The 26,342-nt window shown below is 67.0% G+C and carries 25 protein-coding genes; 17 read left to right on the top strand and 8 right to left on the bottom strand.

The window, feature by feature from the left end; translation table 11 throughout:
• Positions 1-47: 47 nt before the first annotated feature.
• Positions 48-410, bottom strand: a complete 363-nt coding sequence (locus ACIA75_RS08160) for an ArsR/SmtB family transcription factor (protein WP_397101378.1) — start codon at positions 408-410, stop codon at positions 48-50.
• A gap of 76 nt (positions 411-486) precedes the next feature.
• Here ACIA75_RS08160 and ACIA75_RS08155 point away from each other — a divergent pair, with 76 nt between their 5' ends.
• From ACIA75_RS08155 to ACIA75_RS08130, 6 genes are all read left to right on the top strand, one after another.
• Positions 487-2,484, top strand: coding sequence for a heavy metal translocating P-type ATPase (locus ACIA75_RS08155; protein ID WP_397101376.1), 1,998 nt, complete (start codon positions 487-489; stop codon positions 2,482-2,484).
• A 74-nt stretch (positions 2,485-2,558) separates the two neighbouring features.
• The gene (locus tag ACIA75_RS08150) at positions 2,559-3,149 is read left to right on the top strand and encodes a TetR/AcrR family transcriptional regulator (RefSeq protein ID WP_397103405.1); all 591 of its coding nucleotides are present in this window, start codon (positions 2,559-2,561) and stop codon (positions 3,147-3,149) included.
• Positions 3,150-3,416: 267 nt separating this feature from the next.
• The gene (locus ACIA75_RS08145) at positions 3,417-4,325 is read left to right on the top strand and encodes a hypothetical protein (protein WP_397101374.1); all 909 of its coding nucleotides are present in this window, start codon (positions 3,417-3,419) and stop codon (positions 4,323-4,325) included.
• A 58-nt stretch (positions 4,326-4,383) separates the two neighbouring features.
• Entirely contained in the window at positions 4,384-4,698 is a 315-nt protein-coding gene (locus tag ACIA75_RS08140; RefSeq protein WP_397101372.1) for a hypothetical protein, read from the top strand.
• A gap of 629 nt (positions 4,699-5,327) precedes the next feature.
• The gene (locus ACIA75_RS08135; RefSeq protein WP_397101370.1) at positions 5,328-6,749 is read left to right on the top strand and encodes a cytochrome P450; all 1,422 of its coding nucleotides are present in this window, start codon (positions 5,328-5,330) and stop codon (positions 6,747-6,749) included.
• Positions 6,750-6,759: 10 nt separating this feature from the next.
• Positions 6,760-7,752, top strand: a complete 993-nt coding sequence (locus tag ACIA75_RS08130) for a GAF domain-containing protein (protein ID WP_397101368.1) — start codon at positions 6,760-6,762, stop codon at positions 7,750-7,752.
• A gap of 113 nt (positions 7,753-7,865) precedes the next feature.
• On the opposite strand, the gene ACIA75_RS08125 is transcribed toward ACIA75_RS08130, so the two are convergent.
• Together ACIA75_RS08125 and ACIA75_RS08120 are read right to left on the bottom strand one after the other, a co-directional pair.
• Positions 7,866-8,678, bottom strand: a complete 813-nt coding sequence (locus ACIA75_RS08125; protein WP_397101366.1) for an alpha/beta hydrolase fold domain-containing protein — start codon at positions 8,676-8,678, stop codon at positions 7,866-7,868.
• 66 nt (positions 8,679-8,744) lie between these two features.
• Entirely contained in the window at positions 8,745-9,626 is an 882-nt protein-coding gene (locus ACIA75_RS08120; RefSeq protein ID WP_397101364.1) for an IclR family transcriptional regulator, read from the bottom strand.
• Between the two features lie 104 nt (positions 9,627-9,730).
• Between ACIA75_RS08120 and ACIA75_RS08115 the strand changes: the two genes are divergently transcribed.
• Genes ACIA75_RS08115 through ACIA75_RS08105 form a run of 3 tightly spaced genes read left to right on the top strand, consistent with a single transcriptional unit; the run spans position 9,731 to position 13,333 of the window.
• Positions 9,731-11,686 carry a flavin-containing monooxygenase gene (locus ACIA75_RS08115; protein WP_397101362.1) on the top strand — a complete coding sequence of 652 codons (1,956 nt, stop codon included), beginning with the start codon at positions 9,731-9,733 and terminating at the stop codon, positions 11,684-11,686.
• Positions 11,683-12,504 carry an SDR family NAD(P)-dependent oxidoreductase gene (locus ACIA75_RS08110; RefSeq protein ID WP_397101360.1) on the top strand — a complete coding sequence of 274 codons (822 nt, stop codon included), beginning with the start codon at positions 11,683-11,685 and terminating at the stop codon, positions 12,502-12,504. Before ACIA75_RS08115 ends, ACIA75_RS08110 begins: the two co-directional genes overlap by 4 nt.
• 34 nt (positions 12,505-12,538) lie before the next feature.
• On the top strand, positions 12,539-13,333 hold the full coding sequence (locus ACIA75_RS08105) for an SDR family NAD(P)-dependent oxidoreductase (RefSeq protein ID WP_397101358.1): 795 nt from the start codon (positions 12,539-12,541) through the stop codon (positions 13,331-13,333).
• 125 nt (positions 13,334-13,458) lie between these two features.
• Here ACIA75_RS08105 and ACIA75_RS08100 read toward each other — a convergent pair whose 3' ends face one another.
• The gene (locus tag ACIA75_RS08100) at positions 13,459-14,304 is read right to left on the bottom strand and encodes a mesaconyl-C4 CoA hydratase (protein WP_397101356.1); all 846 of its coding nucleotides are present in this window, start codon (positions 14,302-14,304) and stop codon (positions 13,459-13,461) included.
• Between the two features lie 88 nt (positions 14,305-14,392).
• Here ACIA75_RS08100 and ACIA75_RS08095 point away from each other — a divergent pair, with 88 nt between their 5' ends.
• From ACIA75_RS08095 to ACIA75_RS08080, 4 genes are all read left to right on the top strand, one after another.
• Complete coding sequence (locus tag ACIA75_RS08095) at positions 14,393-15,682, top strand: CoA transferase (RefSeq protein ID WP_397101354.1); 1,290 nt, start codon at positions 14,393-14,395, stop codon at positions 15,680-15,682.
• On the top strand, positions 15,682-16,872 hold the full coding sequence (locus ACIA75_RS08090; protein ID WP_397101352.1) for an acyl-CoA dehydrogenase family protein: 1,191 nt from the start codon (positions 15,682-15,684) through the stop codon (positions 16,870-16,872). The genes ACIA75_RS08095 and ACIA75_RS08090 overlap by 1 nt, the downstream gene beginning before the upstream one ends.
• A complete protein-coding gene (locus ACIA75_RS08085) occupies positions 16,869-17,717 on the top strand; it encodes an HpcH/HpaI aldolase/citrate lyase family protein (protein ID WP_397101350.1) in 849 nt (282 codons plus the stop codon). Before ACIA75_RS08090 ends, ACIA75_RS08085 begins: the two co-directional genes overlap by 4 nt.
• A 61-nt stretch (positions 17,718-17,778) precedes the next feature.
• Complete coding sequence (locus tag ACIA75_RS08080) at positions 17,779-18,504, top strand: GntR family transcriptional regulator (protein ID WP_397101348.1); 726 nt, start codon at positions 17,779-17,781, stop codon at positions 18,502-18,504.
• Positions 18,505-18,550: 46 nt separating this feature from the next.
• Here ACIA75_RS08080 and ACIA75_RS08075 read toward each other — a convergent pair whose 3' ends face one another.
• Positions 18,551-18,982: a universal stress protein gene (locus tag ACIA75_RS08075; RefSeq protein WP_397101346.1), complete on the bottom strand. Its 432-nt coding sequence runs from the start codon at positions 18,980-18,982 to the stop codon at positions 18,551-18,553.
• Between the two features lie 140 nt (positions 18,983-19,122).
• On the opposite strand from ACIA75_RS08075, the gene ACIA75_RS08070 reads away from it, so the two are divergent.
• The 4 genes from ACIA75_RS08070 to ACIA75_RS08055 all read left to right on the top strand — a co-directional run bounded on the left by ACIA75_RS08070 (position 19,123) and on the right by ACIA75_RS08055 (position 22,178).
• A complete protein-coding gene (locus ACIA75_RS08070; RefSeq protein WP_397101344.1) occupies positions 19,123-19,950 on the top strand; it encodes an enoyl-CoA hydratase/isomerase family protein in 828 nt (275 codons plus the stop codon).
• Positions 19,947-20,687: a 3-oxoacyl-ACP reductase FabG gene (fabG, locus tag ACIA75_RS08065; protein ID WP_397101342.1), complete on the top strand. Its 741-nt coding sequence runs from the start codon at positions 19,947-19,949 to the stop codon at positions 20,685-20,687. Before ACIA75_RS08070 ends, fabG begins: the two co-directional genes overlap by 4 nt.
• Positions 20,688-20,757: 70 nt before the next feature.
• On the top strand, positions 20,758-21,969 hold the full coding sequence (locus ACIA75_RS08060; protein ID WP_397101340.1) for an acetyl-CoA C-acetyltransferase: 1,212 nt from the start codon (positions 20,758-20,760) through the stop codon (positions 21,967-21,969).
• On the top strand, positions 21,966-22,178 hold the full coding sequence (locus tag ACIA75_RS08055) for a MaoC/PaaZ C-terminal domain-containing protein (protein WP_397101338.1): 213 nt from the start codon (positions 21,966-21,968) through the stop codon (positions 22,176-22,178). The genes ACIA75_RS08060 and ACIA75_RS08055 overlap by 4 nt, the downstream gene beginning before the upstream one ends.
• Positions 22,179-22,215: 37 nt before the next feature.
• Here the strand turns inward: ACIA75_RS08055 and ACIA75_RS08050 are convergent, their stop codons facing one another.
• Genes ACIA75_RS08050 through ACIA75_RS08040 form a run of 3 tightly spaced genes read right to left on the bottom strand, consistent with a single transcriptional unit; the run spans position 22,216 to position 26,252 of the window.
• Entirely contained in the window at positions 22,216-23,352 is a 1,137-nt protein-coding gene (locus ACIA75_RS08050) for an ABC transporter substrate-binding protein (RefSeq protein ID WP_397101336.1), read from the bottom strand.
• Between the two features lie 37 nt (positions 23,353-23,389).
• Positions 23,390-25,129 carry an ABC transporter permease gene (locus tag ACIA75_RS08045; RefSeq protein WP_397101334.1) on the bottom strand — a complete coding sequence of 580 codons (1,740 nt, stop codon included), beginning with the start codon at positions 25,127-25,129 and terminating at the stop codon, positions 23,390-23,392.
• Between the two features lies 1 nt (position 25,130).
• The gene (locus ACIA75_RS08040) at positions 25,131-26,252 is read right to left on the bottom strand and encodes an ABC transporter ATP-binding protein (RefSeq protein WP_397101333.1); all 1,122 of its coding nucleotides are present in this window, start codon (positions 26,250-26,252) and stop codon (positions 25,131-25,133) included.
• Positions 26,253-26,342: the final 90 nt, after the last annotated feature.

Below are 26,342 nucleotides of genomic sequence, written 5' to 3'. Positions count from 1 at the left end.
ATCGCCGGGTCTCCTGCGTCTCGAGCACCCGACCCGGCCGAGCAGGGTCAACTGGCGGTTTCGGGCCGATCGGCGAGTCCGAGCCGCAGGTGCTCGCTGTGGTAGACGGCTTCGTCGAGGAGTTGGGCGACGTGGTTGTCGTAGAGGTTGTAGACGATGCTGCGCCCGGTACGAGTGCCGGTGACCAGGCCGAGATTGCGCAGCAGCCGCAGCTGATGCGAGACCGCGGACTGCTCCATGCCGACCGCCTCAGCGAGGTCGGTGACCGGCCGGGGACCTTGGCGCAGCTCGGTGAGAATCAGCAGCCGGCTCGGGGTCGCCAATGCCTGCAGTGTGGTCGCCACGTGCGCGGCCGACTCGGCATCCAGGCGTGCGACCGGCCGGTCGTTGCCCTCTACCCCGTGTCCCATGCCGGGAGTCTATCTCACAGGTATTAATGAAGACCTCTTCATATGTACTGGTATTGTCGAGTGCCTACCCCCGACCATGAGGAGTCCCGTGGCTTCGTCCACTGCCACACCCACCCGACCCACCGCCGCCCCGGCGCCGGGGCGGCGCACCCGGCTGTTCGCGCTGCCCGAGATACGATGGGCCACAGCCGCATCGGCGTTGTTCCTGGTCGGCCTCGCGGCGCAGGGGCTGGGCGCACCCGCATGGTTGTCCTGGGCGCTGTACCTGACCTGTTATGTGGCGGGCGGATGGGAGCCCGGCCTGGCCGGACTTCAGGCGCTGCGGGAGAAGACCCTCGATGTCGACCTACTGATGGTCGTCGCCGCGATCGGCGCGGCAGCGATCGGGCAGGTCCTCGACGGCGCGCTGCTGATCGTCATCTTCGCCACCTCCGGCGCCCTGGAAGCCCTCGCCACCGCACGCACCGAGGACTCGGTGCGGGGACTGCTGGATCTGGCCCCCGACACCGCGACCCTACTTCTCCCGGGCGGTGACGAGCAGACTGTCGAAGCCGCGGACCTCGAGATCGGTGATGTGATCCTGGTGCGGCCCGGCGTCCGTATCGCCGCCGACGGCGAGATCGTGAACGGCGCGAGCGAGGTCGATCAGGCCACCATCACCGGCGAATCGATGCCGGTCGACAAGACCAGCGGCGACGAGGTGTTCGCCGGAACCCTCAACGGCACCGGCGCGCTGCGGGTCCGGGTGGACCGTCGCGCGGAGGACTCCGTCGTCGCCCGTATCGCCGGCCTCGTCGAGGAGGCCGGCCGCACCAAGGCCGAGACACAGCTGTTCATCGAGAAAATCGAACAGCGCTACTCGCTCGGCATGGTCGCGCTCACCCTCGCGATCTTCATCGTCCCGCTCCTGTTCGGTGCAGCCCTGCAGCCTTCACTGTTGCGCGCCATGACGTTCATGATCGTCGCCTCGCCCTGTGCGGTCGTTCTCGCGACCATGCCACCGCTACTGGCTGCCATCGCCAACGCCGGACGCCACGGCGTGCTGGTCAAGTCCGCCGTGGTGATGGAACAGCTCGGCACCACCAACCGGGTCGCGTTCGACAAGACCGGCACCTTGACCCGGGGCGCGCCCGAGCTCACCGATATCCGTGTGATGCCGGGTGTTTCGTTCACCGAGGAGCAGATCCTGCGCCTTGCCGCTGCCGCCGAGCACCCCAGCGAGCATCCCCTGGCCGCCGCGGTGGTGCGTGCGGCCCGTACCCGGCGACTCGAGCTGCCGGTGGCCGATGAGTTCACCGCCCGCCCCGGCCGTGGCGTGTCCGCACTGGTCGACTGCCACTTCATCCAGGTCGGTTCTCCTGCGGCGCTCTTGAACTCGGCCGAGGACACGCAGTCGGTGCACGCAGCCGCGGCCGCGGCAGCGGTCGACCGGTTACAGCAGAGCGGACGCACGGCCGTGGTCGTGCTGTGTGAGCAGCAGCCGGTCGCGGTGCTCGGCATCACCGACCAGGTGCGCCCCGAATCCGCCGCAACGATCGCGGCGGTCACCGCACTGACCGGGGCCACACCGGTATTGCTCACCGGCGACAACTCTGCCACTGCCGCCCAGCTCGCCGGGCAGGTCGGCATCACCGAGGTGCGGGCCGGGCTACTGCCCGAGGACAAGGTCACCGCCGTACGCGAACTGGAAGCCCAGGGCGGGCGGGTCACCATGGTCGGCGACGGAATCAACGATGCCCCCGCGCTGGCCGCCGCGCACGCCGGAATCGCCATGGGTGGAGCAGGTTCCGACCTCACCCTGCAGACCGCCGACGCCGTCGTGGTCGGCGACGACCTGACCACCATCCCCGCCGTCATCGCGTTGTCCCGGCGCGCACGGCGAGTGGTGGTCGCCAACCTGGCCATCGCCGCCACCTTCATTACAGTCCTGGTCGTCTGGGACCTCGTCGGACACCTGCCACTACCGTTGGGCGTCGCCGGCCACGAAGGCTCGACCGTCATCGTCGGCCTCAATGGCCTACGCCTGCTCCGCAATTCCGCATGGAAGCAGGCCACAGGCGCCCCGACACAATGACAACCACGGTGTAGCCCTGTCGTGGGCCCAACGCCGCGCCGGACGCGAAGTCGGATCGGCCTCCGCGGTGGCCGATCCGAAACAGACTTTGCTGTGCACCTTTCGACGCGATCCTCGACTCGGCTGCTCGACTTTTCCAACAGCACGGCTACGCTGCGACGACGACCAATAGAGTCGCTGAACTCGCCGGCGTCTCCATCGGCACGCTCTATCACTACGTCCCGAACAAGGACGCGCTGCTCTACGCGCTTGCTGAACGCCATCTCCGACAGTCCGGTGAATCCCCTCTCGCCGAGCTGAATGCCCTGTGCGAGGGCCCTCCGCCGTTGGACCAGACCGCCGGACGGCTGATCCTGGCCGTTGCAGAGATACATCGTGCCCAACCGAGAATGCATCAACTGCTCTTCGAACAGGCGCCGCGCACGCCCGAGATCATCGCCCGACTCCGGCAACTCGAACAGCTCCTCGCCGAGGAGGTCGCCTTCCACCTTCGCCGCGTCGACCCCGGGTGCCCAGAACCCGATCTCACCGCGCTGCTGATGGTGCAGGCCGTCGAGGCTCAGGTCCACGGCGCGGTCCTCGCCCCACCACAGGGCCGGTCCACCGATCAGTGCGTGGATGTGGTGATCAGCTTCTGGGTCCGCTCACTCACGAGGGCGGACTGAGACCTTCGTTCCGGTCGGACGCGAAGCTTGTTCGTCTTGTGAGTGCGGGTTGTCGTGGCTCACTCGAAGCACGGGGCCTGACCCGATATTTCGACACCACTCCCCCAACGGGACTCAGCGGTCCACACTCCTCCGTCGGCCCCCCAGGCGGCTTGCCCGCATGCTCGACCAGCGCATTTGCTGCGGGCGGCAACCCCTGTTGCCATATACCCCCCAGGGGTATATGTTCGTTCTCGTCCCGCTGATGACAAGAAAAGGAAGATCGCGATGAACGCCCCACACAACAACCACCACGCAGGCCACAGCGACCACGGACATCACGCGAACCACGAGGAGGCCGGCGGCACGGCGACAGCACATGCCACCGCGGATACTCACGGTGGTCACAGTGCCCGGGGTCCCGCTCCCACCGGTCACCACCCTCACACCGGCCACGACGCCGGCGCGTTCCCGGGCGGCCTACTGGTCACCCAGGACGGGTACTCACTGGATTTGGCGGACACCGTTGTGCGGCCGGGTGAGATCGACTTCCGGTTCCGGATCCTGGGCCTCGACGGGCGGCCGGTCACCGACTACTCCCCGATCCACGACAAAGAACTGCATCTGATCGTTGCCCGCCGCGAACTGACCGGCTTTTGGCACGTGCATCCCCAGCGCGCCGCCGACGGCACCTGGTCGGTACGGCTGGATCTACCCGAAGCAGGCGCATACCGGGTCTTCACCGATATCGCCCCGCGCGAACTCGGCCGCACCATCACCCTCGGCGCGGACCTCGCCGTCGCAGGAAACTATGCACCGCTACCGGTTCCGGATCCCGCCCGCACCACCGTGGTCGACGGCTACGAAGTCGAACTGGGCGGCGACCTGGTCCCCGACGAAGGCCGGCTACTGACTCTCACCGTCCGCAAGGACGGAGCCCCGGTCACCGATCTGCAGCCCTACCTCGCGGCGTTCGGCCACCTGGTCGTCCTGCGAGCCGGGGATCTGGCCTATGTCCACGTCCACCCCAACGGGGAGCCCGGCGACGGTGTCACCGCGCCCGGCCCCGACATCATCTTCCACACCGCGGTCCCCGGGCCGGGCGTCTATCGCCTGTTCCTCGACTTCAAACATCGAGGAACCGTCCGTACCGCAGCCTTCACACTGCCCACCAGGACAACCCACCGCCATCACTGAGGGCAGCAGCCACCACATCTGGTACACGGCCTGGTCGAGCCCGGCCCACACTGCCATCATGACCTGGCATACCCTGCGCACCCCCAGCGAATGGCAGCACGGCCTGCACCTGACCGCCGACGGATCGGTTCTGGCCGGCACTCACACCGGCCTGTTCACCCTCGCAGCCGACGGCACCACCACCCGCATCGACACCTCCGACGACGACTTCATGGAACTGACCCGGCCCGACTGTCCAGACAAACGGCCCCCAGACCGCGGCGCCTCCTCACGAGCGCCGCTTCCGCTGTTCAGCGGATCACGCCCGGACTACCGCGGACACAGGCAATGCACGCGACGCGTGGCGCCTTCTCGTGCACGCCATCGTCCGTGACCGCGCCGGGAACCGCACTGGCTTCCAGCTCCTCGACCGCTCCGAGCCGGCCCTGCCCGGCATCCTGACGAAGGCCCACCAGGACGGGCGGTGCCAAGTCCTCGCGGTGCTGGTATCGGTGACCACTCTCCAGGCCGGAGTTCCCCTCCGAATCCGGCCCCACCGACCGTGCAGCTATCAGCAAGGACTTTCGGGGGCAAACGCTCAGGGCTCGCCGGGCAATTCTCTGCAATTCACCAATAGGTGTTGGCTATAACCGGCGACCGAGTGGCGGCGGCGCTCGAATCGGCGTCGAAAGGTACTGGGTGCTACTGCACTGCTCGGCGCTCACTGCTGTCCCACCTGCTGGTCGTGTTCATTGCTCAGCAAGGCAGACGGGTACCTGAGATACGCGGTCCGGTGCGAGCCTCTTACGTCCAGCCAGGGGAATAAGCCGCCCGACTTGGCTAGAGCTAAGCACAAGCTCGTCGCACGGTGCAACCAACGCATGGGTCGCACCGAAGCATCCGACAGGTGAAAATCACCTGGATCACACCTTCTGGAATGGGGAGCCGAGAGGCGTACCGCAGAGGGCCTACGGGACCGCACGCTACGTGGCGATCAGTCGGCAGGCATGTTTGAGTGGTCGCATGGAATCGTCTACCGCCACGCTGCCTGTGGACGCGCTGCCACATCCGCCGGGTCGGCTGCCGATCGTCGGTGACGTGGCCAGTGTGGACAGGCGCCGCCCGACGCAGCACGAGCTGAAGCTCGCCCAAGGTGGGCTGGGCCCGATCTTTCAGCGCAAACTGCTCGGCACTCAGCTCATCCTCGTGGCCGGGGGCCGGCTGGCAACGCAGTGCAATGACGAAACTGCCTGGGGTCGTGTACTTCTGGGGCCACTGGCGAAGCTACGGCCGATGGCGCCACACGGGATGTTCACGGCGAGCTCCAAGGACCCGCTCTGGGGACAGGCCCGGCGTATTCTCACTCCGGGGTTCGCCCAGGCCGCGATGCGCACCTACCACGACGCGATGGCCTCGGTTGCCGACGATCTGGTGGCCGAGTGGACCTCGGCCGGCGGTGGATCTGTCGCAGTCCATTCAGCGATGACTCGCGCCACCCTCGAGGTGATCGCACGAGCCGGGTTCGGGCGCAATCTGCGGTTGCTCTCTTCCACCGGCGACGGCAGCGATTCGCACCGCTTCGTGCAAGAACTCGGCCGCACCCTGCAGTGGGCATCGGAATCCACCAATGATGTGCCGATCCTCGGCCACATCCGAGAAGCGCTACGGGCTTCGACTGTGCGGCGCGATATCGCTTCACTGCAACAGTATGTCGACGAGCTGATAGCGGGCAGACAGGCCGAGAAGAACGGCGAACCGACCAACTTGCTCGATTTGATGCTGACTGCTGTCGATCCGGAGACCGGGTCGCGTCTGCCGACCGAAAATGTTCGCGACCAGACTCTTACATTCTTGATCGCCGGGCACGAGACCACCGCGGCACTGCTGGAAGTTGCCTTGTACTACTTGGCGCAGAACCCCGGCTACCAGGACCGTGTTCGAGCCGAAATGCCCCCGCAGGCAACCGGCCTCGACTACGACTCCGTGACCAGAATGCGATTCACGCGCCAGTTCCTGAACGAATGCCTCCGTCTGTGTCCACCCGCGCCTGGCTATTTCCGGATCGCGCGCACCGCGCAGAACCTCGGCGGCTACGAGATTCCGGCCGGCCGAGCGGTCTTCGTTCTGGCACTGGCCGCGCAACGTGACCCGGATGTTTGGGGGCCGGCTGCCGGAGAGTTCGATCCCGATCGCTTCGATGCCGCCGCTCTCCGCGCTTTCCCCGATCGGTTCTTCCAGCCGTGGGGCACGGGCCCGCGCTCGTGCATCGGGCGGGCGTTCGCCCTGCACGAGGCAACGCTCTTGCTCGGCCGGCTGGTATACGCCTTCGATCTGCGCAGCTCCTCCGACGTCCCGCTGACGCTCCAGGAGCGGGGAACTTTGCGTCCCGAACCTTTTGAATTGACCGCCCGTGGCCGCTCGGCGGCCGCCGTTCCGGACAGGTAGGCGCTTTCTGATGTCATGGTTTCTCATCGAGGCGCTGGGTCCCCTGGACACCCCGATGACCATCGTCGCCAAGGACGGCGAGCGTCGTGAGTGGGTTTCCCTCCGTTCGCTGCAACGCAACGAAGGCGTGGATGTTGCCGACCTGTCCGACTGGGTCCGTCGATCCGGTTCGGAATTCGATCAGGTTGTGTCCGGGCGCGGTGGTCACCGTCGTGTCAGAGCCCTGCCCGTCCTCGGCCCGGAAGGCGACGTGTACGCCCTTCAGCTGTGGGTCGGTGCACCTGACGAACCGATTCCCGCGTGCCGTCCGGCAGCCGGAATCGGCTGGTACGCAGGCGAGTTGCAAGTTCAACAGCGCCTCGAGTCATGGATGATGAGCACCGATGACGCGGACGGATTCAAGCGGGTTCGATCACCCGGTGAGTTCTTCCGCAAGGTAGTGAAATTCGATGATGCCACCGCATTGATAGCTCTCGGCACCAACCCTGAGCCCGATGCCCAGTTCACCTCGAACATTGTGGTGTTGCACGACAACGGCCACTTGATGAACTGGCAGATCTTCGCTCGTGGCCGAACGGATCTGGAGCGAGCCGGGCTGCGCGGCTTGACCCATGATGTATCCGACGTCGAACCGGCGGCCCTCGGACCGCACGAAGCTCTCGGCCTCACCGACGAGCCCGGCCCCGAAATGCCGGCTGCCGCATTGATCGCCTTCCCGCCCACCGGCGCCCCGCTCATTGCCCAGTGGATCGGCCACGTGCCCGCGTGGATCGACTGGCAGCGCGAGGGCGACGCCGAACTCATCCACCGAGACGACTGGGAAGCAGTCGCCAAAACGGCGGTCATGCTGCAGTCCGGCCTACCCGATACAAAGGCCGTCACCCCAGCCCGCATCCGCGCACACAACCCGAGCGGATGGCAACCGGTGACCATCACCTCACGCCGCTATCCCGGCGAGGTCGGCAGCCGCCTGCATATAGTCAGGATTTCCCGCGCCGAGTAACGCGTTCACTCGGTCCACCAGAGACTCGGCCGGCACCTTGCCCGCCATCCCGGCGTGCGCAGCGATACGAGTCGAAGCAAGTGGTTCTCCAACCGGCGGGGACCGCGGCGAGCTCAGGTATCGGTAACCGGCGCGAACAGCTCACCGAGCTGCTCGACCATGAAGCCGATTGCGCGGCGCGAGGCAGGGGTCGCGGGGTAGGCGAGGTTCCAGATATGTGGTTCCCCCTCGTACACCTTCAGCCGCACATCGACACCTGCAGCGGCAGCATTCCGGGCCAGCAGCAGGGAGTCGTCGCGTAGCACCTCGGCACCACTGACCTGCACGACAAGTCGCGGCTGCCCGGTCCAGTCGCCGAGGGCGGGCGAGATCAGCGGATCGGTCGCCGGACGGCCCGCCAGATACGCCGCCGCAGCCTCGGTCGCCAGCTCGATGGAGAAGATACGGTCGGTGGCCCGGTTCCCGGCGTAGCTTGCGGCGGTATTGCGCAGGTCGAGCCAGGAGGAGAACAGGAACGCACCGGCCGGGCCCGGTATCCCGAGTTGCCGGAGCCGCAGCAGCAGCGCCGCGGCCAGTCCGCCGCCGGCCGAATCCCCCCACAGCGCAATACGATCGGGATCGATATCCGCGGCGATCAACCGGTAGGCGGCCAAGGCATCGTCCACGGCGGCCGGAAACGGACTCACCCCCGAGAGTCGGTAGCCCACCGCGAACACCTGAGTTTCGCAGGCGGTCGCGATTCTGGCGACACTGCCGGCGAACATCCGTGGGGATCCCTTGCGGTAGCCGCCACCGTGGAAATGGATCAACGCCGAGTCGGACGGCGCTGCGGCGGGTTGTATGCGCAGGATGGGTGGGGTGGAGCCGAGGTCTTCGATACGGACATCGGCGTGCGGATCGCGCGCGGCGAGTTCTGTTCCGGACATGGTCGGGTCCTCGATCACTCTGGACGCCGCGCCGGTGATCCGCGCGATGTCGTACTCGGTACTGCGTTAATCCTGTTGCGGCACACGGCCGCTGATCTGCCGGGTGAGTAATTGCGCCGAGGCGATCACCGGCCGTGCGGCGGCAGGCACCTCGCGGCCGGTGCGGGTGCCGATATTGAGCAAGGTGAGGCAGCAGGCCACCCGGCCCTCCGGATCGAAGACCGGGGCCGCGATGTTGCCGATATGGTATTCGGTATCGAGTTCGAACTCCGATACCGCGAATTCCGGCTGTTCTGCGAAGAACCGCTGCAGCAGGGCCGCGCGCAGTGCGGAATCATTGGGTCGGGCGGATAATTCGCGTGTCAGCGAATGGTGTTCGCGGCCCGGAACCCCGCGGCCGACGGAATAACCCCGCTGCCGCACGATCCGGCCGTAGGATTCGATGTATCCGGCCACCCGATCTCGCAGATCGTCCGGCAGGTCGGCAATCCACTCGCGCAGCTCGGCCGGTGGCATCCACGCCATGAACGGCTGCCCGAACGGCGGTAACAGCGGAATCCGCTGTCCGGGTGCGAGGTCGAGGGATTGCCCGGAGGGCTCGCCCTCCACGGCGATGACCAGGATATCGCTGCCGACCAGAACGGTGCCGGTGCACTCGTGCCCGGTCGCCGCCGCCAATTTCACCATCTCGGTACGTGCCAGCTCGATCACCGGATGCGCACCCGAGGCGGCGTGGCCGGCCGCCGCCACCGCGGGTCCCAGGGTGTAGGTCTTGTGTCGCGGATGCCGGGTGACATAACCCCCTTCGCTCATCGCCTTGAGCACGGCGAACATCGAACCCGGACTCACATCCAGCGCCTTGGACAGCTCACTGAGGGTGAACGTCCCCCGCTCGTTGGCGGTGAGGAAGTCCAGTACCTGCAGTGCACGTTGGGCGGAGAGGGACATCGAACTCCTTGACCGATCCGTTGACGCCAGGCGCTTTCGAGGTTTAGCGTAGCTTGAACACAATTCGAAAACTAGTTTCGAAATGCTGAAAACTAGGACAGCAAATGGATGGCGACTTCGTCCGGCACGTATTGGCTCAGTCGAACCTGCACGCCCTGCGGTTGGCACTACTGCACGCGACCGGAGACCCCGCCCTGGCCACGATGAAACTCGAACTGGTGCCGATTCGCAGCGGCGCCGCGTTCGAGATGACCATCGCCGAGGAAGACCGCGAAGAACTCTTCGTCAAGGCCGAAAAGTTCCTCGCCGATACCGCTCCCACCTACACTCCGCGCCGCCTGGACGACGACGAACTGCGCACGATCGTCGAGATCGCGCTCGGCCGAGAGCTCACGGACGCCGAATTCGTGGTGGCGCGGACAGTGCCTGCCGTCGACGAGTTCCCGCTCTTCGCACAGTGGCCGGGTGATCGTCCCGAACGCGCGGACGACTTCTCGGTGGTCATCATCGGTGCTGGGCTGTGCGGTATCGCGATGGCCGTCCAGCTCGAACAGCTCGGCATCGCCTACGTGATCTACGAACGCCGTCCGGATGTGGGGGGTACTTGGGCCATCAACACCTACCCGGACGCGCGCGTCGACAGCGCCAGCACCATGTACGAGTACAGCTTCGTCAAGAACCACCCGTGGACCGAGCAGTACGCGCGGCAGCCCGAGGTGCGCGCCTATCTCGAGATGGTGGCGCGGAAGTTCGGCGTGTTCGAACATATCCGGTTCGAACACGAGGTCCGCGCAGCCGAGCTCGATGAGCGGTCGGGTATGTGGTCGCTACGTGTCGCCGACAGCGATGGCGCAATCAATTCCGTGCACACCAATTTCGTTGTCACCGCGACCGGGCTCTTCTCCACTCCGAAGAACCTGGACGCCGACGGGATCGAGCACTTCACCGGAGAAATCATCCACTCCACGCAGTGGACCGACCGGCACAGCGCACAGGGAAAATCGGTGGCCGTTATCGGAAACGGATCCACCGGAGTCCAGATACTGGCGCGGATCGCCGAGGATGCCGACCGGGTCTACGTCTTTCAGCGGACCCCGCAGTGGATCGCGCCCCGGGAAGGTTACGGCGAGCCCGTGAGCGCGGAAACGCGGTGGGTGCTGGACAATATCCCGCACTACTGGAACTGGGCACGCATGACCTCGCTCAAACCCGCCGATCCACGCGACATGGTCCGGCCCGACCCAGAATGGCGCGCTGCCGGTGGGCTTTTCAGTAAGAGCAACGACCGGTTACGCGAGAACCTCACCCACTACATCCGGGCGCAAGTGGACAACCGCGAGGATCTCGTCGCCCGATTGGTACCGGATTACCCACCCTCGGCCCGGCGTCCGGTAGTGGACAACAAGTGGTACCGGGCGCTCACCCGCGACAACGTGGAGCTGGTAACCGACGGTATCGAGCGTTTCACCGAACACGGCATCGTCACGGTCGACGGGGTCGAGCGCCGCATCGACCTCGCCGTGACCGCGGTGGGTTTCCAGATGATGAAATGGCTCTGGCCCATCGACTTCCGCGGCCGCGGTGGTAGGCACATCGAAGATCGCTGGCACCTCGACGGGGGTCCACGCGCCTACCTCGGCCTGACCATCCCCGAGTTCCCGAACCTGTTCACGCTCTACGGCCCGAATTCCCAGCCGGTGACCGGCGGTGGCATCGGGTTCGGCGGGCTACCCGCGTGGATGGAGGCCTGGGTGGGCCACGCTGCCCGGGTGATCGTGGCGGTCGTACAGAGCGGTTACCGCTGCGCCGAAGTCACCGATGCGGCGTTCTGGGAGTACAACCACACAATCGACACCGAAGGTGCCCGGCTCATCTGGCTCGACCCGGCCGCGAAGCCCGAAAAAAACTATTACGTCAACGAATACGGACGGCTCGGACCGATCACTCCCCTGGCGGGCCTCGAACTCGCCACGCGCCTGATGCATATCGACGGGGCCTACACGTACTCCGCCCCCGGCGACACCGGCACGAATACCGACAAGGAAGCGGGAACACAGTGATCGACCTCGGATTGGACGGCGCCCGCGCCGTCGTTGTCGGCGCCGGATTCATCCCGAGCCGCGCGGGTCACGGTCGCGGCTCGGCACTGCAACTGGCGCGGGCCGGCGCCACTGTCGCGTGTATCGACAAGGACGCCGCGCGCGCGGAGGAGATCGTCGAGGAGATCACCGCCGAGGGTGGCAAGGCTTTCACGGTCATCGCCGATGTACTCCGGCCCGAGCAGGCTTCGGCGGCGATCGATGAGGCCGCGGCAACCATGGGTGGACTGGATGTCTGCGTCGACATTGTCGGTCAGGCCAAGTGGAGCAAGGCCGCCGAGATCACCGATGCGGAGTGGAACTCGCAGCTCCTGGTAAACCTCACACAGGTCTTCTATGTGTTCCGGGCCGCGACCCCGCATCTGATGGTCAACGACAAGGGCGGCTCGCTCATTGCCCTCACCTCCGTGGACGGGATCGGCTCCGCGCGCTTCCACGCCGGCTACGGAGCGGCCAAGGCAGGTGTGATCTCACTGGTGAAGACCTTCGCCGATGAATACGGCACCCACGGCGTGCGGGTGAATGCCGTGGCACCGGGCAATGTCGGCGGCGGGAACTGGGATCTTCCGGAAGTGCCGTTCGGCGAGGATGTCGTGAACGCGCTCGCTCCGCCGCGCGGCCGGGATATCGCGGACGCGGTGCTTTTTCTCGCGTCCGGGCTCGCCGCGAAGATCACCGGCCAAACCTTGATCGTCGACGGCGGCGCGCTCATCCAGAGCCCGTGGGGCATGACCGAAGATCAGATCGCCAGAAACGCTGCCTTCTCCGACCCGTCCTGAGATCCACTTACACTGCGCGACAACAGGAGAATCGATGGCTGATATCACCGACAATTTTCGCGTGACCAGCAAGGTCGCGCTGATCACCGGCGCCGGTGGCGGCATCGGCCGGGAGACCGGACTCGTGCTCGCGGCGGCCGGAGCACAGGTGATCGCAACCGATATCCACGCCGACGGTCTGCGTGAAACCGGCGCGCTCGCAGCGCAGCAGGGCTACTCCCCCACCACGCGTGTGCTGGATGTGTCCGACCCCGCGGCGATTCACGCTACGGTCGACACCGTCGTCGCCGACTTCGGCCGCCTGGACATCCTGGTCAACGCCGCGGGCGTCATGATCATGCGCGACGCACTCGACGTAACGCCCGAGGAACTCGACACGGTACTGCGCATCAATGTCGGCGGCACCTTCTTCGCCTGCCAGGCTGCGGGTCGGGTGATGTCATCCGGGGCCTGCATCGTCAATCTCTCCTCCGGAATCATCGACCGTGCCAGTCGGGGGCGTATCACCTATGCGATCTCGAAAGGCGGTGTGACACAACTGACCCGCACTTTCGCGCTGGAACTCGGCGCAGCGGGCGTCCGGGTCAACGCCATTGCACCCGGCTGGGTGGAGACCGGCATGACCGGCCAGCACTTCACCGACGCGGACGGCACCGTCGACCACGACAAACGCGCAGACTACGTCACCATGATGGCCTCGGCTTCGCCGCTGGCGCGGGTCGGAACGACCCGCGATATCGCGTTGGCCGCACTCACCCTCTGCGCGCCGGCGAGTTCGTTCGTCACCGGGCAGGTCGTGCGGATCAACGGCGGCTCGGCCATGGCCTGAGCGCCGATCTGCACACGCGTTGACTGCGATCAACTCCCCGTTCAACGCCCAGGAGCTGTTTCACCACCTTCGGCGGCGGTGCCCGGTGATCACGCCCGGCATTCCACCGAAAGGCCGCGAATGTCTCACGATCCGCCGAGAGTGACGCGCCCACGGGCAGTGACTCGTCCCGACGCATCCGTGACCTCGGATCCCACCTCGTCATCCGTACGCGCAAAGGTCGCGACCCGCAAACCCTGACCCAGGTGCAGCGGGGAGATGAGCTGATAGTCGAATTGCACTCTTTCCGGAAGCGGTGTTCCCAATGGGCCGGCCAGCGAAGACGTTGCCGCTTCGGCCATCAGCAGTGCCTGCAGGGGACCGTGCACCACCAGCCCCGGATACCCCTCGACATCCCGGGTGTAGTCGGCGTCGTAGTGGATTCGATGCGCGTTGTACGTCAAGGCGGAGAAGCGAAAGAGCAGCGTGGGGTCCACCTCGACCACCGATTCCACCCGCGGCTCGGGCCGGGGGGCGGACTCGGCCGGGGCCCGGCGGGTTTCCTCGGCGCCGGACCGATTCGGATCCGCGTGCACGTACACCACATCTCGCTCGTCTACCAGGCATTCGGAGCCACCGGAGTCGATGATCGTCCGACTCGTGACGAATACCAGACGCCCGGCGCGCCCGGTCGTTTCCTTCGTCGAGACGATCTCCTCGCGGGCGGTGACCTCGGACCCGAGACACAGCCCGGGCCACAGGGTCAGCCGTCCGCCCGCGAACATGCGTCGTACGCCGGGCCCGTGATCGGTCCGTGGATGGCCGTCGGCGCCGAGATCGCCTTGGGCCGGCCGGGGCAGCAGGTAGGCCACCTGCCACATCGGGCGCAGACGGTCTCCCGCCTGGATCAGCTCGGGGTTCGAATCCAGTAGCCCGGCCAGCGCGCGAGCGCGGTCGAGATCGATCACATCGCAACGTTCCATGAGTTCCACATCGCTATCCGGGACGACAAAAGTACGTACTTATGATACATATGTACGTACCTATTGACGAGGCGGGACGCTTTTATGGAGGACGAACATGACGGACACCGGACACGGACAACCTCGTGCGGACACTGCGCCGTTCGGTGCCCGTCCGTTGTCCGGACTGGTCGTGATCGAGATTTCTTCGTTCGTAGCAGCACCGCTCGGTGGGATGACATTGGCCCAGCTGGGCGCCGAAGTGATTCGGATCGATCCGCTGGGCGGCGCGGGCGACCGGCACCGGTGGCCCCTCGCGGAATCCGGCGCGAGTCTCTACTGGGCAGGGCTCAACAAGGGCAAGCAGTCGCTCACCGTGGACCTACGCTCGGACGACGGCCGTGACCTGGTCCGCGGCCTGGTTGCGGCGTGCGCGCCGCGCAGCGCTGTTCTGCTCACCAACAGCATCGGCCAGGACTGGCTCGGTTACGACGCGCTGCGCGAAGTATGCGACGACCTGATCCATGTCCATGTGCGCGGTCGCGGCGATGGATCGTCGGCCGTGGACTACACGGTGAACGCCGAGGTCGGGTTCCCGCTGATCACCGGACCTTCCGGTTATGCGGACCCCATAAATCATGTGCTGCCGGCCTGGGATATCGCCTGCGGGTTGTATGCGGCGACCGGCATCTGCGCGGCGGCCCGCCACCGGGAACTCACCGGCGAAGGCTCCGCGCTGACGGTCGCGCTCGCCGACGTCGCACTCTCGATGACCGGGAATCTGGGCCTGCTGGCCGACGCTCAGCTCAATGGACACGACCGGCCGCGGATCGGCAATCATCTCTACGGCGGCTTCGCGCGTGACTTCGGCAGTTCGGACGGACATCGGTTCATGGTGGTCGCATTGACCAACCGGCACTGGCGCGACCTGCTGCTCGTCACCGGCACCCGCGAACCGGTCGAGGCCATCGAACGCGCAATGGGGGCCGATTTCTCCCGCGAAGACGATCGCTTCGAGTATCGCGAGATACTGGCCGGACTCTTCGAGAGATGGTTCGCCCGCAAGAGCGCCGGCCAGATCGCGGCCGCCCTCGAAGGTACCGCCCTCCTCTGGGCCCCCTATCGCACCGTGACAGACCTGGTAGCCCATTTGCAGACCCCCGAGGGTCACAACCCGATCGTCGACGTGCTCGACCAGCCGGGGGTGGGCCCGCACCTGTCTCCCGGTCTGCCACTGGTTCTCGGCGGAAGCCCGGCACCCCCACTGCCGGCGCCGCAGCTCGGGCGGGACACCCGGCAGATCCTCGCCACACACCTCGGCTTGACCGACCCCCAGATCGCCGAGCTGGGTCGACGCGGCGTCCTCGCCGCCTCGGACATCGATAACGAATCGGCGGTGCACAACTGATGGGTCGTCTGGTCAGTACCGAAGGCCTTACCGAGGAGCAGACCGAAATCCTCGAACTGGTCCGGAAATTCGTGGAACAGAAGATCATCCCGGTCGCGACGGATCTGGAACACCGGGACGAGTACCCGACCGAAATCGTCGAGGGCCTCAAGGAAATGGGCCTCTTCGGACTGATGATCCCCGAGGAGTACGGCGGTCTCGGCGAATCGCTGCTGACCTATGCGTTGGTGGTCGAGGAGATCGCCCGGGGCTGGATGAGCGTATCCGGGGTCATCAACACCCACTTCATCGTTGCCTACCTGCTCCTGCAACACGGTACCGAGGCGCAGAAGAAGAAGTACCTGCCGAGAATGGCGACCGGTGAGATCCGCGGCGCGTTCAGCATGTCCGAACCCGAACTGGGCTCCGATGTCGCCGCCGTCCGGACGAAGGCCACCAGAACCGCGGACGGTTACGAGATCACCGGACAGAAGATGTGGCTCACCAACGGCGGCTCATCGAATTTGGTCGCGGTGCTGTGCAAGACCGACGAAGGCGCGGACTCGGTCTACAAGAACTTGACGACGTTCTTGATCGAGAAGGAGGCCGGATTCGGGACGACCGCCCAGGGCATCACGATCCCCGGCAAGATCGAGAAAATGGGCTACAAAGGCATCGACACCACCGAGATGGTCCTGGACCGGCACCGGACGACCGCCGAACAGATTTTGGGTGGCGAGCCCGGCAAAGGCTTCTACCAGATGATGGACGGGGTCGAAGTCGGGCGCGTCAATGTCGGTGCCCGCGCCGTGGGCATCGCCCACCGCGCCTTCGAACTCGGTATCCGCTACGCGCAGATTCGGGAGACCTTCGGCAAACCGATCGCCCAGCACCAGGCAATCCTGTTCCGCCTGGCGGAGATGGCCACCAAAGTCGAGACCGCACACGCCATGGTCGTCCGGGCAGCACGCCTGAAAGATGCCGGCCGGCGCAATGATGTCGAGGCGGGCATGGCCAAGATGGTCGCCTCCGAATACTGCAACGAGGTCGTCCAGGATTCGTTCCGTATCCACGGCGGCTACGGTTACTCCAAGGAATACGAGATCGAACGCCTGTACCGCGAAGCCGCGTTCATGCTGATCGGCGAGGGGACATCCGATATCCAGAAGATGATCATCGGCCGTGCCCTCCTCAGGGAATACCGCGCGTGAACGCCCACAACCGGATCGGCACGGCCCGGTCGTTCCTGTTCGTACCCGGAGACCGGCCCGACCGGTTCCGGCGGGCGCTCGACAGCGAGGCCGACTGCGTCGTCGTGGACCTCGAGGACGCGGTGGCACCGGCCGCGAAGGACGCGGCCCGCGCGCACGTGCGCGCGTTGCTGAACCGACCTGTTCCGCGGAAGCCGGTCATCGTGCGGATCAATTCACCATCGACACCGCCGGGTGCGGCCGATGTGGCGGCGCTGTCCACCGGCACCCGCCCGGCGGGGGTGATGGTCCCCAAAGCGGACTCGCCTGCCGAGCTCGCCGAGCTGGGCCACCGGCTCGGTGCGAACGTCGCGTTGCTCCCGCTCGTCGAAACGGCGGCCGGACTCATCGCCGCGCCGCAGATCGCAGCACTTCCCGGCGTCGCACGGTTGGCATTGGGACACCTCGACCTCGCGGCCGAGCTGGGAATCGACCCGGCCGATGAAAACCGCCTCGCCCCCGCACGATTCGCTCTCGCCGTGGCCTCGGCGGCGGCCGGTCTGCCGGCACCGGTCGACGGAGTCAGCACCGAAGTCCGTGCCCTGTCCCGCGTCGAAACCGCGACCCGGCACTCGGTTGCCGCCGGCTTCACCGCCCGGTTGTGCATTCATCCGGACCAAGTTCGCCCGGTACACACGGGACTGCTACCTCCCGCCGACGAGCTGACCTGGGCCCGCTCGGTGCTCGGCGCTGCGCGAGACGGAGATGTGGCGGTGGTGGACGGGCAGATGGTCGATCGCCCTGTCCTGCTCCGGGCGCGGGCGGTGCTCGCCCGCGCTGCCGAACCGACCGGAAGCAACGGATAGGCCACCGACCCGGCATCCGTCCAGAAGGTGGATCCGAACACCCTGACATTAGGCTTTCGCCATGGCTGAGTTGAGCTACCAAACGGTTGCCCGGAGCCTTCGCGCCCAAATCGTCGATGGCACTCTGGCGGAGGGTGCGCAGGTGCCGACCGAGTCGGTGCTCGCGGAGCGGTTCGGCGTGAGCCGGCAGACTGTTCGCCGTGCTTTCCAGGACCTGGTCGCCGATAACCTGGTCGTCCGCACTCGCGGCCGTGGGACCTTCGTCAGCACTCCCGCAGCCGGCTATATCCGGCAGGTCGGATCCGTCGATGACCTGATGAATCTTTCGGACGACACCCGGATGCGGGTGGTGCAACCGTTATCGCGCCGAATCGACAGGTCCACCGCCGACAGGTTGCGGCTTCCCGATGACATCATCTGGGAGGTTTCGTTCGTCCGGCTTCACGAAAATACGCCGTTCTGTCTCACCACGGTGGCGTTGCCCCCACGAGTCGCCCGGCTGCTCGCGGACGTCACGGAATTGCAGACCGTCGGGATCAGCAGCGATCTGACCATCATCGGACTACTCGACGAGGCACTTCCGCGCAGGATCGGCCAGGCTCAGCAGAGCATCACGGTGGGTAAGCTCCCTTCCTCGGCCGCACCGCATCTCGACAGCGAACCCGATCAGCCGACACTTCTCATCGATCGGCTCTACTTCGACACCGACGGCGTGCCTGTCGAAGTGGCGGTGAGCCACTTCCTTCCGCATTACTACTCGTACCGCGTGCAACTCAGCCGAGGCTGATGCCGGCGAGCGACCTCGGTGAGCGTGGCCGGAAACCACTGCCGGGTCAGCGCTCGTGGGTGTGCACGACGTAGACGTCGCAGCGCGCCCGGCGCGCGACGTCGCGCGCGATACTGCCCAGAACGCGAGCGACACCCTGGACCCGCTTGTTGCCGACGACGATGATGTCCGCTTCACACTGCTCGGCGACCTGGACCAGCACTTCGCCGGGCTTTCCCTCGACTGCCTGCGGCCGCAGCACGAGCGCCTGGTAGAGCGCCTGCAGCGCCCGGACCGCCGCGACGGCGGTGCGCGCGGCCTCGTCCTCGGTCGACCGGACGAGCTCGTCACTGCCCTGCCGGAGTCGCTCGACCTCGAGGCGTTCGTACGCGCAGACCACATGGAGTTCCGCTCCCAGCGCCGCGGCCAGCTCGGCGGCTCGCTGGGCCGCCCGAGCGGCGGTGCGGCTGCCGTCTACACCGGTGACGATCGTCTTCATCCCTGACCTCTTCCCTCCGCGGTATCGGGCGATGCCGCATCTGACGTCGGCGATGTCTGCCCAGGGATCGCGGCCCCGCCCAGTGCTGTCCCTACGCCCGCTCGACAGCGTACCGGGTCATACTATATTTTCTATAGACTATGACCTCCGAGGCAGCTCAGGAACCCGTGCACCAAAAGCAGCCGGGCCCTGGCGTCACCGTCCTGAGACTCGACCGTCCGCACCGGCGCAACGCACTCGACACGCAGACCTTGGAGCTGTTGCGGGCCGGCCTCGCCGACGCCTCCCGCCGCCGGGACGCGGCCGTGGTCATCACCGGGGGCGGCGACTTCTTCTCGTCCGGGGGTGATGTGGCGTCGATGCCCGGACCGGACGGCGGCGTCTTCGCCCCCGCCGAGCGGTTGACCCTGATCCACGAGCTGGTGACCACCATGGTCCGGGCCGACCAGGTGATCATCGCGGCCGTCGAGCGGTACGCGATCGGCGCTGCCTGGGGCATCGTGCTCGCCTGCGACCTGGTCGTCGCCGGGGAGAACGCCTATTTCAAAGCCCCCTTCGCTGCCCGTGGCCTGACGGCCGACGCCGGTACGGCCTACCACCTCCCGCGCCGGCTGGGGTACCAGCGTGCCGCGGCCCACCTATTCCTCGGTGAGCCCCTCACGGCCCAGGACGCACGAGCGGCGGGACTGGTGACCGAGACCGTGGCGCCCGGGCATGCGACCGCGCGGGCCGTGGAGCTCGCCACCACACTGGCGGCCGGCCCGACCCAGTCGAACGCCGTCACCAAGTCGCTGCTCGCCCAGGACCGCGCGGACCTCGCCCAATTCCTGGCCGCCGAACGCACCGCGATGGCCCTGGCGGGCCACGGGACCGATGCACAAGAAGGCCGCAACGCCTTCCTCGAACGACGGAAGCCACGCTTCTCCCCCGCCTCCGAACCGCAGCACCGACAGGAAGACCTCTCATGACCACACTGCTCACCGGTAAAACCGCTGTCGTCACCGGCGCCGCCCAGGGCATCGGCCTGGCCATCGCCCGGCTCTACGTCGAGCACGGCGCCCGGGTCGTGATCGGCGACCTCGACGAAGCCGCCGCCCAGGCGGCCGCGCAGGAGCTCGGCAGCGACCGGGCCCGCGCCGTGCGGTGTGATGTCGTCGACGCCGCGCAGATGCAGACCCTGGTCGACACAGCCGTAGCGGATTTCGGGTCCCTCGACGTCTTCGTCAACAACGCCGGCATCACCCGGGACGCGACCATGCGCACCATGACCGAGGACGATTTCGACCTCGTCGTCCAGGTCCATCTGAAGGGCACCTGGAACGGCACCCGGCTGGCCGCGGCACGGATGCGGGAGCAGAAGTCGGGAGCGATCGTCAATATCTCCTCGTTGTCCGGGAAGGTCGGCATGGTCGGCCAGACCAACTACTCGGCCGCCAAGGCCGGGATCGTGGGGCTCACCAAGGCGGCGGCCAAGGAGATGGCCCACCACGGGGTGCGCGTCAACGCGATCCAGCCGGGGCTGATCAGGTCCGCGATGACCGAGGCGATGCCGCAGAAGGCATGGGACCAGAAGATGGCGGAGATTCCGATGCAGCGGCCGGGTGAGCCGGACGAGGTCGCCGGTGTCGCCCTGTTCTACGCCTCGTCACTGTCTGCCTACATGACCGGCACCGTGGCCGAGGTGACCGGCGGACGGTTCATGTGAGCGCGCCCCCAGGACAGCGGCGACGGCACCCGGCCGCACCGGCCCAGCTGAGCAACGATCGAGGAGAGTCATGACCGACGCTGTCATCTGCGAGCCACTGCGCACCCCCATCGGGGGGTACGGCGGCGCCTTCCGTCCCCTGACCGCGGTGGACCTGGGGGTCACGGTGCTCCGTGAGCTCGTCGCGCGCGGCCTGCCGGCCGATGCCGTCGACGACGTGATCCTCGGGCACTGCAACCCCAACAGCGAAGCACCGGCGATCGGCCGGGTGGTCGCGCTGACCGCCGGCCTCCCGGTCGAGGTGCCGGGCCAGCAGATCGACCGCCGGTGCGGCTCCGGCCTCCAGGCGATCCTCAACGCGGCGATGATGGTGCAGACCGGAGCGGCCCGGGTAGTGGTCGCGGGCGGCACCGAGAGCATGAGCAATGTGCCGTTCTACACCACCGACGCCCGCTGGGGTGCGGCCCGCGGCGGCATGACGATGCACGACGGGCTGGCCCGCGCCCGCACCACGGCCGGCGGACCCGACTATCCCGTGCCCGGCGGGATGATCGAGACGGCGGAGAACGTCCGTCGCGACTACGGCATCACCCGGGAGGCACAGGATGTGCTGGCCGTGGAGTCGCACCGCCGTGCCGTGGCCGCGCAGGCATCCGGGGTGTTCACGGAGGAGATCGTGCCCGTCACGGTGCCCGGACGGCGCGGCGAGACGATCGTCGATACCGATGAGCACCCGCGCAGCGATACGAGCCTGGAATCCCTGGCCGCACTCCGGCCGATCATGGGACGCGACCTCGCCGACGCCACGGTGACCGCCGGCAACTCCAGCGGACAGAACGATGCCGCGGCGATGTGTGTGGTCACCACGCCGGAGCGGGCGGCCGACCTGGGGCTGCGCCCGCTGGTCCGGCTGGTTTCCTGGGCTGTGGCGGGTGTCCCCCCGCGCACCATGGGCATGGGTCCGGTGCCGGCCGGCGCGGCCGCGCTGGAGCGGGCCGGACTGACCCTGGCCGATATGGATCTCATCGAGCTCAACGAGGCCTTCGCGGCCCAGGCACTCGCGGTGCTGCAGAAGTGGAAGCTGAGCGGAACCGACCTCGCGCGGGTGAACGCGCACGGCTCCGGCATATCCCTGGGCCATCCCGTGGGCGCCACCGGAGCCCGGTTGATCGGCACGCTGGCGCGCCAGCTCACCCGTATCGAGGGTCGTTACGGCCTGGCCACCCTGTGCATCGGCGGCGGCCAGGGGCTGGCGGCGGTGGTCGAGCGGGTCGAGGCGTGAGCGGCGCCGGCCCGGCCGTCGTACGCACCCGCGAGGAGTTGGAGTCGCTCGTGGATGTCGAGCTGGGCCCGGGTCCGTGGCTCACCGTCGACCAGGAGCGCATAGATCTCTTCGCCCGAGCGACGGGCGACCGCCAGTGGATCCATGTCGACACCGAACGTGCCGCGGCCGCTGCAACCTCCCTCATCGAGATTGCGGCGGCCGTATAGCCCCGGCGACGTGCCGGCTCTCCCTCCGTGCCCGGCGTCAGCCGCTGAAGGCGAACGTCTTGTTCCACCGGGCCACGATGTCCTCGCCGCGGGTTCGGGCGTCCTCCGGGGTATAGACCACGAAGTTCTCGTCATCGGCCTTCGGCAGCTGGTAATGACCGGTCGGAACCTGTTCGATATCGGTGCGGGAACCCACGAAACCCTGCGCCGCCGCGAACTCCTGGCCGGAGCGGGACATGGTCCAGTTCATGAAGAGCCGCGCCGCCGCGTTATCCGCACCCGCCGTGGTCAGTCCCTGCATGTTGAACGTGCCCGAGACCCCCTGTTCCGGGACCACCAGCTCGATGGGCGCGCCCGCCTCCTCGGCCCCGTAGGTGCTGTTGAAGCCGACCGTGGCCACCTCGATCTCACCGCGGGCCAGCGCCTCGAGCTGGACCGATGTGGTGTCGAAGACCCGTGGCTCCTGAGCGGCCAGGCCGGCCCAGTAGTCCTTGCCCATCACCCGCTCCTGGAAATCGGCGAGGCCCTGTACGGTACCACCGGCTCCGGCGTTGACCACGCCCAGCTTGCCCTGCCACTTCGAGTCGAGCAGGTCTGTCCAGCGGGCGGGGGCGTCGTTCGCCTCGACCGCCAGGTCGTTGTAGGCGAATGCGTAGGCCGAGTAGTAGACGGTGTAGTACTCGCCGTCACCCCAGACCACGTCCCCCATCGCGGCCAGCTTGTCGTAGGTGGGCGTCCGGTAGGGAGTGAAGACACCCGCCGCGGCGAAACCTTCGGCAAGGATCGGATCGGTGATGGTGACCACCCCGGCCGACAAACGGCCGGCGCCGTGTTCGCTGAGGACTCGCTCGTTGAGCTTGCCGGACGGCAACCGGGTCATATTGACGTCGACCCCGGTCTCGGCCTCGAACCGGGCGGCCGTGAGCGCGGCGCTCTCCGCCCCCGACGCCGTGTACCAGTTGAGCGATTGTCCGCGGGCCGCCGCGAGGAGTTCGGCGTCGGCGATCTCCTCGCCGTGGATGACCAGCCCGTCGGTATCGGTGATCGCGGGCATCGGCAGCATTGCCGCGGCGACCGCGACATCGTCGGGCCGGCCCGCACCGCCGCCGCAGGCGGCGAGCGAGGCGCTCAGCAGCAGGGCGGTCGCCACCGCGCCCCATCGAGTGAACTTCATTGTTCTGCTTCCTTCTCGAAGCGGTTTCGCCGGTTCGTCACTGACGTGCGAGTCGGCGCGGGATATAGGACAGGACGAACATGAATGCGGTGTAGATCACGCTCATCGCGGCCGCCTGCCGCAGCGCACCGCCATTCTCGAATGCGTCGTAGATGGCGATCGAGAGGATCTCGGTCTCGCTGGTGTAGAGGAACAGCGGAACGGTGAGCTCCCGCATGCTGAGCATCAGGAGCAGCAGGAACGTGGACAGCAGGCCCACCTTCATCAGCGGCACAGTGATGCGGGTGACGGCCCTGATGCGGCCCGCGCCGAGCATGACCGCGCTGTCCTCGAGGTCTCGGTCGGTGGCCATGATGGAGGAGGCCACACCCCGGAAACCCTGCGGTGCCTGGACCGCCAGGAACGCCACGACCAGAACGGCGAGTGTCCCGTAGAGCGGAACGGGCAGCACCAGCCAGGTCCACAGCAACCCCATACCGAGAACGACCGCGGGAATGGCCAGCGGCATCATCGAAACGGTTTCGACCAGGGTCCGCCCGGATGCCTTCGACCGATAAACCACGTAGCCGCAGAGAAAGGCCAAGACCGTACCGGCGACGGCGGCGAAGATACTGACCACCGCACTGTTGAATGCGGCCGCGCGGAACCCGGACGACCCCAGGACCTCCCCGAAAGAACTGAAGTCCAGCCCCCCGGAGGCCGTCAGCTGGCTCATGGACGTCAGGTAGGGCGAGGTCTGGCCGGCGGCGACCAGGAGCGCCAGGACGGGCAGGACGATCGAGAGGCCGAAGAACACGAGCGTCAGCACGAAGACCGGGATACGCGCCCGGCCCAGGTTGAACTTCTTCTGCCGCACGCCTTTACCGGTGACGGTTGTGAAGGAGCGCTTGCGCAGCGCCCGGTTCTGCAGCCACGTCACCAACACGACGATCGCGACCAGGACCACCGCGATGGCGGCACTTTCGTTGCCCCGCGACGGCGTGGCGTTGAGCAGCCGGAAGATGAAGGTGGGCAGTGTGTCGACCCCGCCGGGCGTCCCCAGGACCTGGGCGACCGGAAAATTCTCGAAGATCAGCGTAAAGGTGAGAATCGCCGAACCGATCAACGCCGGCAGCGCGAGGGGGAAAGAGACCCGGCTCAGCATGCGGCGCGGTGTCGCCCCGTGAATGCGAGCGGCTTCCTCGAGGTCGGGGCTCATCATCGACATCGCGCCGTGGACCAGCAGGAAGGTGTACGGCGAGTAGTACATGGCGAAGACGAAGATCATCCCGGGCATGGAGTAGATGTCGAACGGTATCGACAACCCGATATCGCGCTGGGCGATATTGACCAGACCGGCGACCGGGCTTCCCAGAATCGACCAGGCCAGCGCGCCCACATAGGACGGCAGGAACAGCGGCATCAGGCCGATCAGGTAGACGAACTTCGGCAGCGGAATATCCGAGCGGGCAGCCAGGAAAGCCAGGCCGCCCCCGATCAGGCAGGCGAGCAGGGTGGCGCTCACGGCCAGCACGAGCGAGTTGGCGAACGCCTCCTGCACCTGCGGCGCGGAGAAGATGCCGAAGTTGTCCAGGGTCAGATCGAAGCTGATGTTTCCCGGGCGCGGCACGCTGGTGCTCAGGGCGGCGAGCAGGACCAGCCCGGCGGGCAGCAGGATCAGCACCGCGAGTATCACCAGCAGCGTGCCCGAGGGCAGCCACCGCTTCCGCCACGGAAGGGTGGAACGCCCCGGCTGTGGGGGCTTCTGCGCCTCGGGAGCCGAGGTCATGAGGGCCATATCAGGATTCCTCTCCGGGAATGCGAACCTCACCGGGCAGGACCCGGACGTGCTTGGGATCGACCTCGACCACGACGCGATCGTCCTTGCGGAGCAGTCCGGCCGCCTCCTCGTGGCTCTGCACCTCGATCACCGGTCCGGCATCGAGACGGATCGAGCACCGGGCGAACGACCCCTGGAAGACGCTGATCTCGACCTTTCCGGGCCACATGTTCGGCCGCGCCGGCGCCGAATCCCGGCTGTCGTCCGGGACGAGCCGCACATGTTCGGGCCGGAGGCAGACGCTCAGATCGCTCGTATCGTCGGGCAGCTCGGTACCGAAGGTGATCTCCAGGTCGTGCGACCGGAGCCGGAGCCGGTCGGACCGCTGCGCCGGAGGCCGGACCGGGAAGATATTGGAGACACCGAGGAATGCCGCGATGGAAGCCGACGCGGGAGCCCGGTAGGTCCCCCACGGGTCTGCCAACTGGGAAATCCGACCGTTCTGCATGATGGCGATCCGGTCCGCGAGTGCCAGCGCCTCACCCTGGTCGTGGGTGACATAGATGCAGGTGAGCCCGAGTTCCAACTGGAGCCGGCGCAGCTCCACCCGCAGGTCCTCGCGTAACCGGGCGTCCAGGTTGGAGAGAGGCTCGTCCAGCAGCATCACCGCCGGCTCCATCGCGAGGCTGCGGGCCAGCGCGACCCGCTGCATCTGCCCACCGGACAGCATGCTCGCGCCACGCCCGGCCAGATGCGCCAGACCGACCAGCTCCAGGGTCTCCAGCGCCTTGGCTCGCCTTTCGGCCTTCGGACGCTTCTTCATCTCGAGGGGGAAGGCCACATTCTCCAGCACGGTCATATGCGGCCACACCGCGTAGGACTGGAAGACCAGGCCGACGTTGCGCTTGTTCGGGGAGAGGTTGACCTTGCGCCCGGCATCGAAGACCGTCGTGCCTCCGATGGTGATCGTGCCGCCACTGGGGTCTTCCAGGCCGGCGACGCAGCGCATGGTGCTGGTCTTACCGCACCCGGACTGCCCGAGCAGCACCAGAGACTCGCCGTCCTGGATGTGGAGGTCGAGGTGCCTGACGGCGGTGAACTCACCGAAGGTGAGCGAGAGGTCGTCGATGCGCACGTCCATGGGGATCACTGGCTCCTGCCGGGATGGAAACTAGGACAGAGTGGCCGGCCGGCTGCCGGTCGAGGGCGGGGTGGGGATTCGAGCACGGGC

Source organism: Nocardia sp. NPDC051750 (genome assembly GCF_044453135.1).
Taxonomy (GTDB): Bacteria; Actinomycetota; Actinomycetes; order Mycobacteriales; family Mycobacteriaceae; genus Nocardia.
The sequence above is the reverse complement of the archived record's forward strand: the minus strand, read 5'-3'. Positions and strand labels throughout refer to the sequence as shown.

Coding starts and splice junctions, on each gene's coding strand:
- ACIA75_RS08160 (WP_397101378.1), bottom strand. CDS start 410: ATGGGACACGGGGTAGAGGGCAACGACCGGCCGGTCGCACGCCTGGAT.
- ACIA75_RS08155 (WP_397101376.1), top strand. CDS start 487: ATGAGGAGTCCCGTGGCTTCGTCCACTGCCACACCCACCCGACCCACC.
- ACIA75_RS08145 (WP_397101374.1), top strand. CDS start 3,417: ATGAACGCCCCACACAACAACCACCACGCAGGCCACAGCGACCACGGA.
- ACIA75_RS08140 (WP_397101372.1), top strand. CDS start 4,384: ATGACCTGGCATACCCTGCGCACCCCCAGCGAATGGCAGCACGGCCTG.
- ACIA75_RS08135 (WP_397101370.1), top strand. CDS start 5,328: ATGGAATCGTCTACCGCCACGCTGCCTGTGGACGCGCTGCCACATCCG.
- ACIA75_RS08130 (WP_397101368.1), top strand. CDS start 6,760: ATGTCATGGTTTCTCATCGAGGCGCTGGGTCCCCTGGACACCCCGATG.
- ACIA75_RS08125 (WP_397101366.1), bottom strand. CDS start 8,678: ATGTCCGGAACAGAACTCGCCGCGCGCGATCCGCACGCCGATGTCCGT.
- ACIA75_RS08120 (WP_397101364.1), bottom strand. CDS start 9,626: ATGTCCCTCTCCGCCCAACGTGCACTGCAGGTACTGGACTTCCTCACC.
- ACIA75_RS08115 (WP_397101362.1), top strand. CDS start 9,731: ATGGATGGCGACTTCGTCCGGCACGTATTGGCTCAGTCGAACCTGCAC.
- ACIA75_RS08105 (WP_397101358.1), top strand. CDS start 12,539: ATGGCTGATATCACCGACAATTTTCGCGTGACCAGCAAGGTCGCGCTG.
- ACIA75_RS08095 (WP_397101354.1), top strand. CDS start 14,393: ATGACGGACACCGGACACGGACAACCTCGTGCGGACACTGCGCCGTTC.
- ACIA75_RS08090 (WP_397101352.1), top strand. CDS start 15,682: ATGGGTCGTCTGGTCAGTACCGAAGGCCTTACCGAGGAGCAGACCGAA.
- ACIA75_RS08080 (WP_397101348.1), top strand. CDS start 17,779: ATGGCTGAGTTGAGCTACCAAACGGTTGCCCGGAGCCTTCGCGCCCAA.
- ACIA75_RS08075 (WP_397101346.1), bottom strand. CDS start 18,982: ATGAAGACGATCGTCACCGGTGTAGACGGCAGCCGCACCGCCGCTCGG.
- ACIA75_RS08070 (WP_397101344.1), top strand. CDS start 19,123: ATGACCTCCGAGGCAGCTCAGGAACCCGTGCACCAAAAGCAGCCGGGC.
- fabG (WP_397101342.1), top strand. CDS start 19,947: ATGACCACACTGCTCACCGGTAAAACCGCTGTCGTCACCGGCGCCGCC.
- ACIA75_RS08060 (WP_397101340.1), top strand. CDS start 20,758: ATGACCGACGCTGTCATCTGCGAGCCACTGCGCACCCCCATCGGGGGG.
- ACIA75_RS08050 (WP_397101336.1), bottom strand. CDS start 23,352: ATGAAGTTCACTCGATGGGGCGCGGTGGCGACCGCCCTGCTGCTGAGC.
- ACIA75_RS08045 (WP_397101334.1), bottom strand. CDS start 25,129: ATGGCCCTCATGACCTCGGCTCCCGAGGCGCAGAAGCCCCCACAGCCG.
- ACIA75_RS08040 (WP_397101333.1), bottom strand. CDS start 26,252: ATGGACGTGCGCATCGACGACCTCTCGCTCACCTTCGGTGAGTTCACC.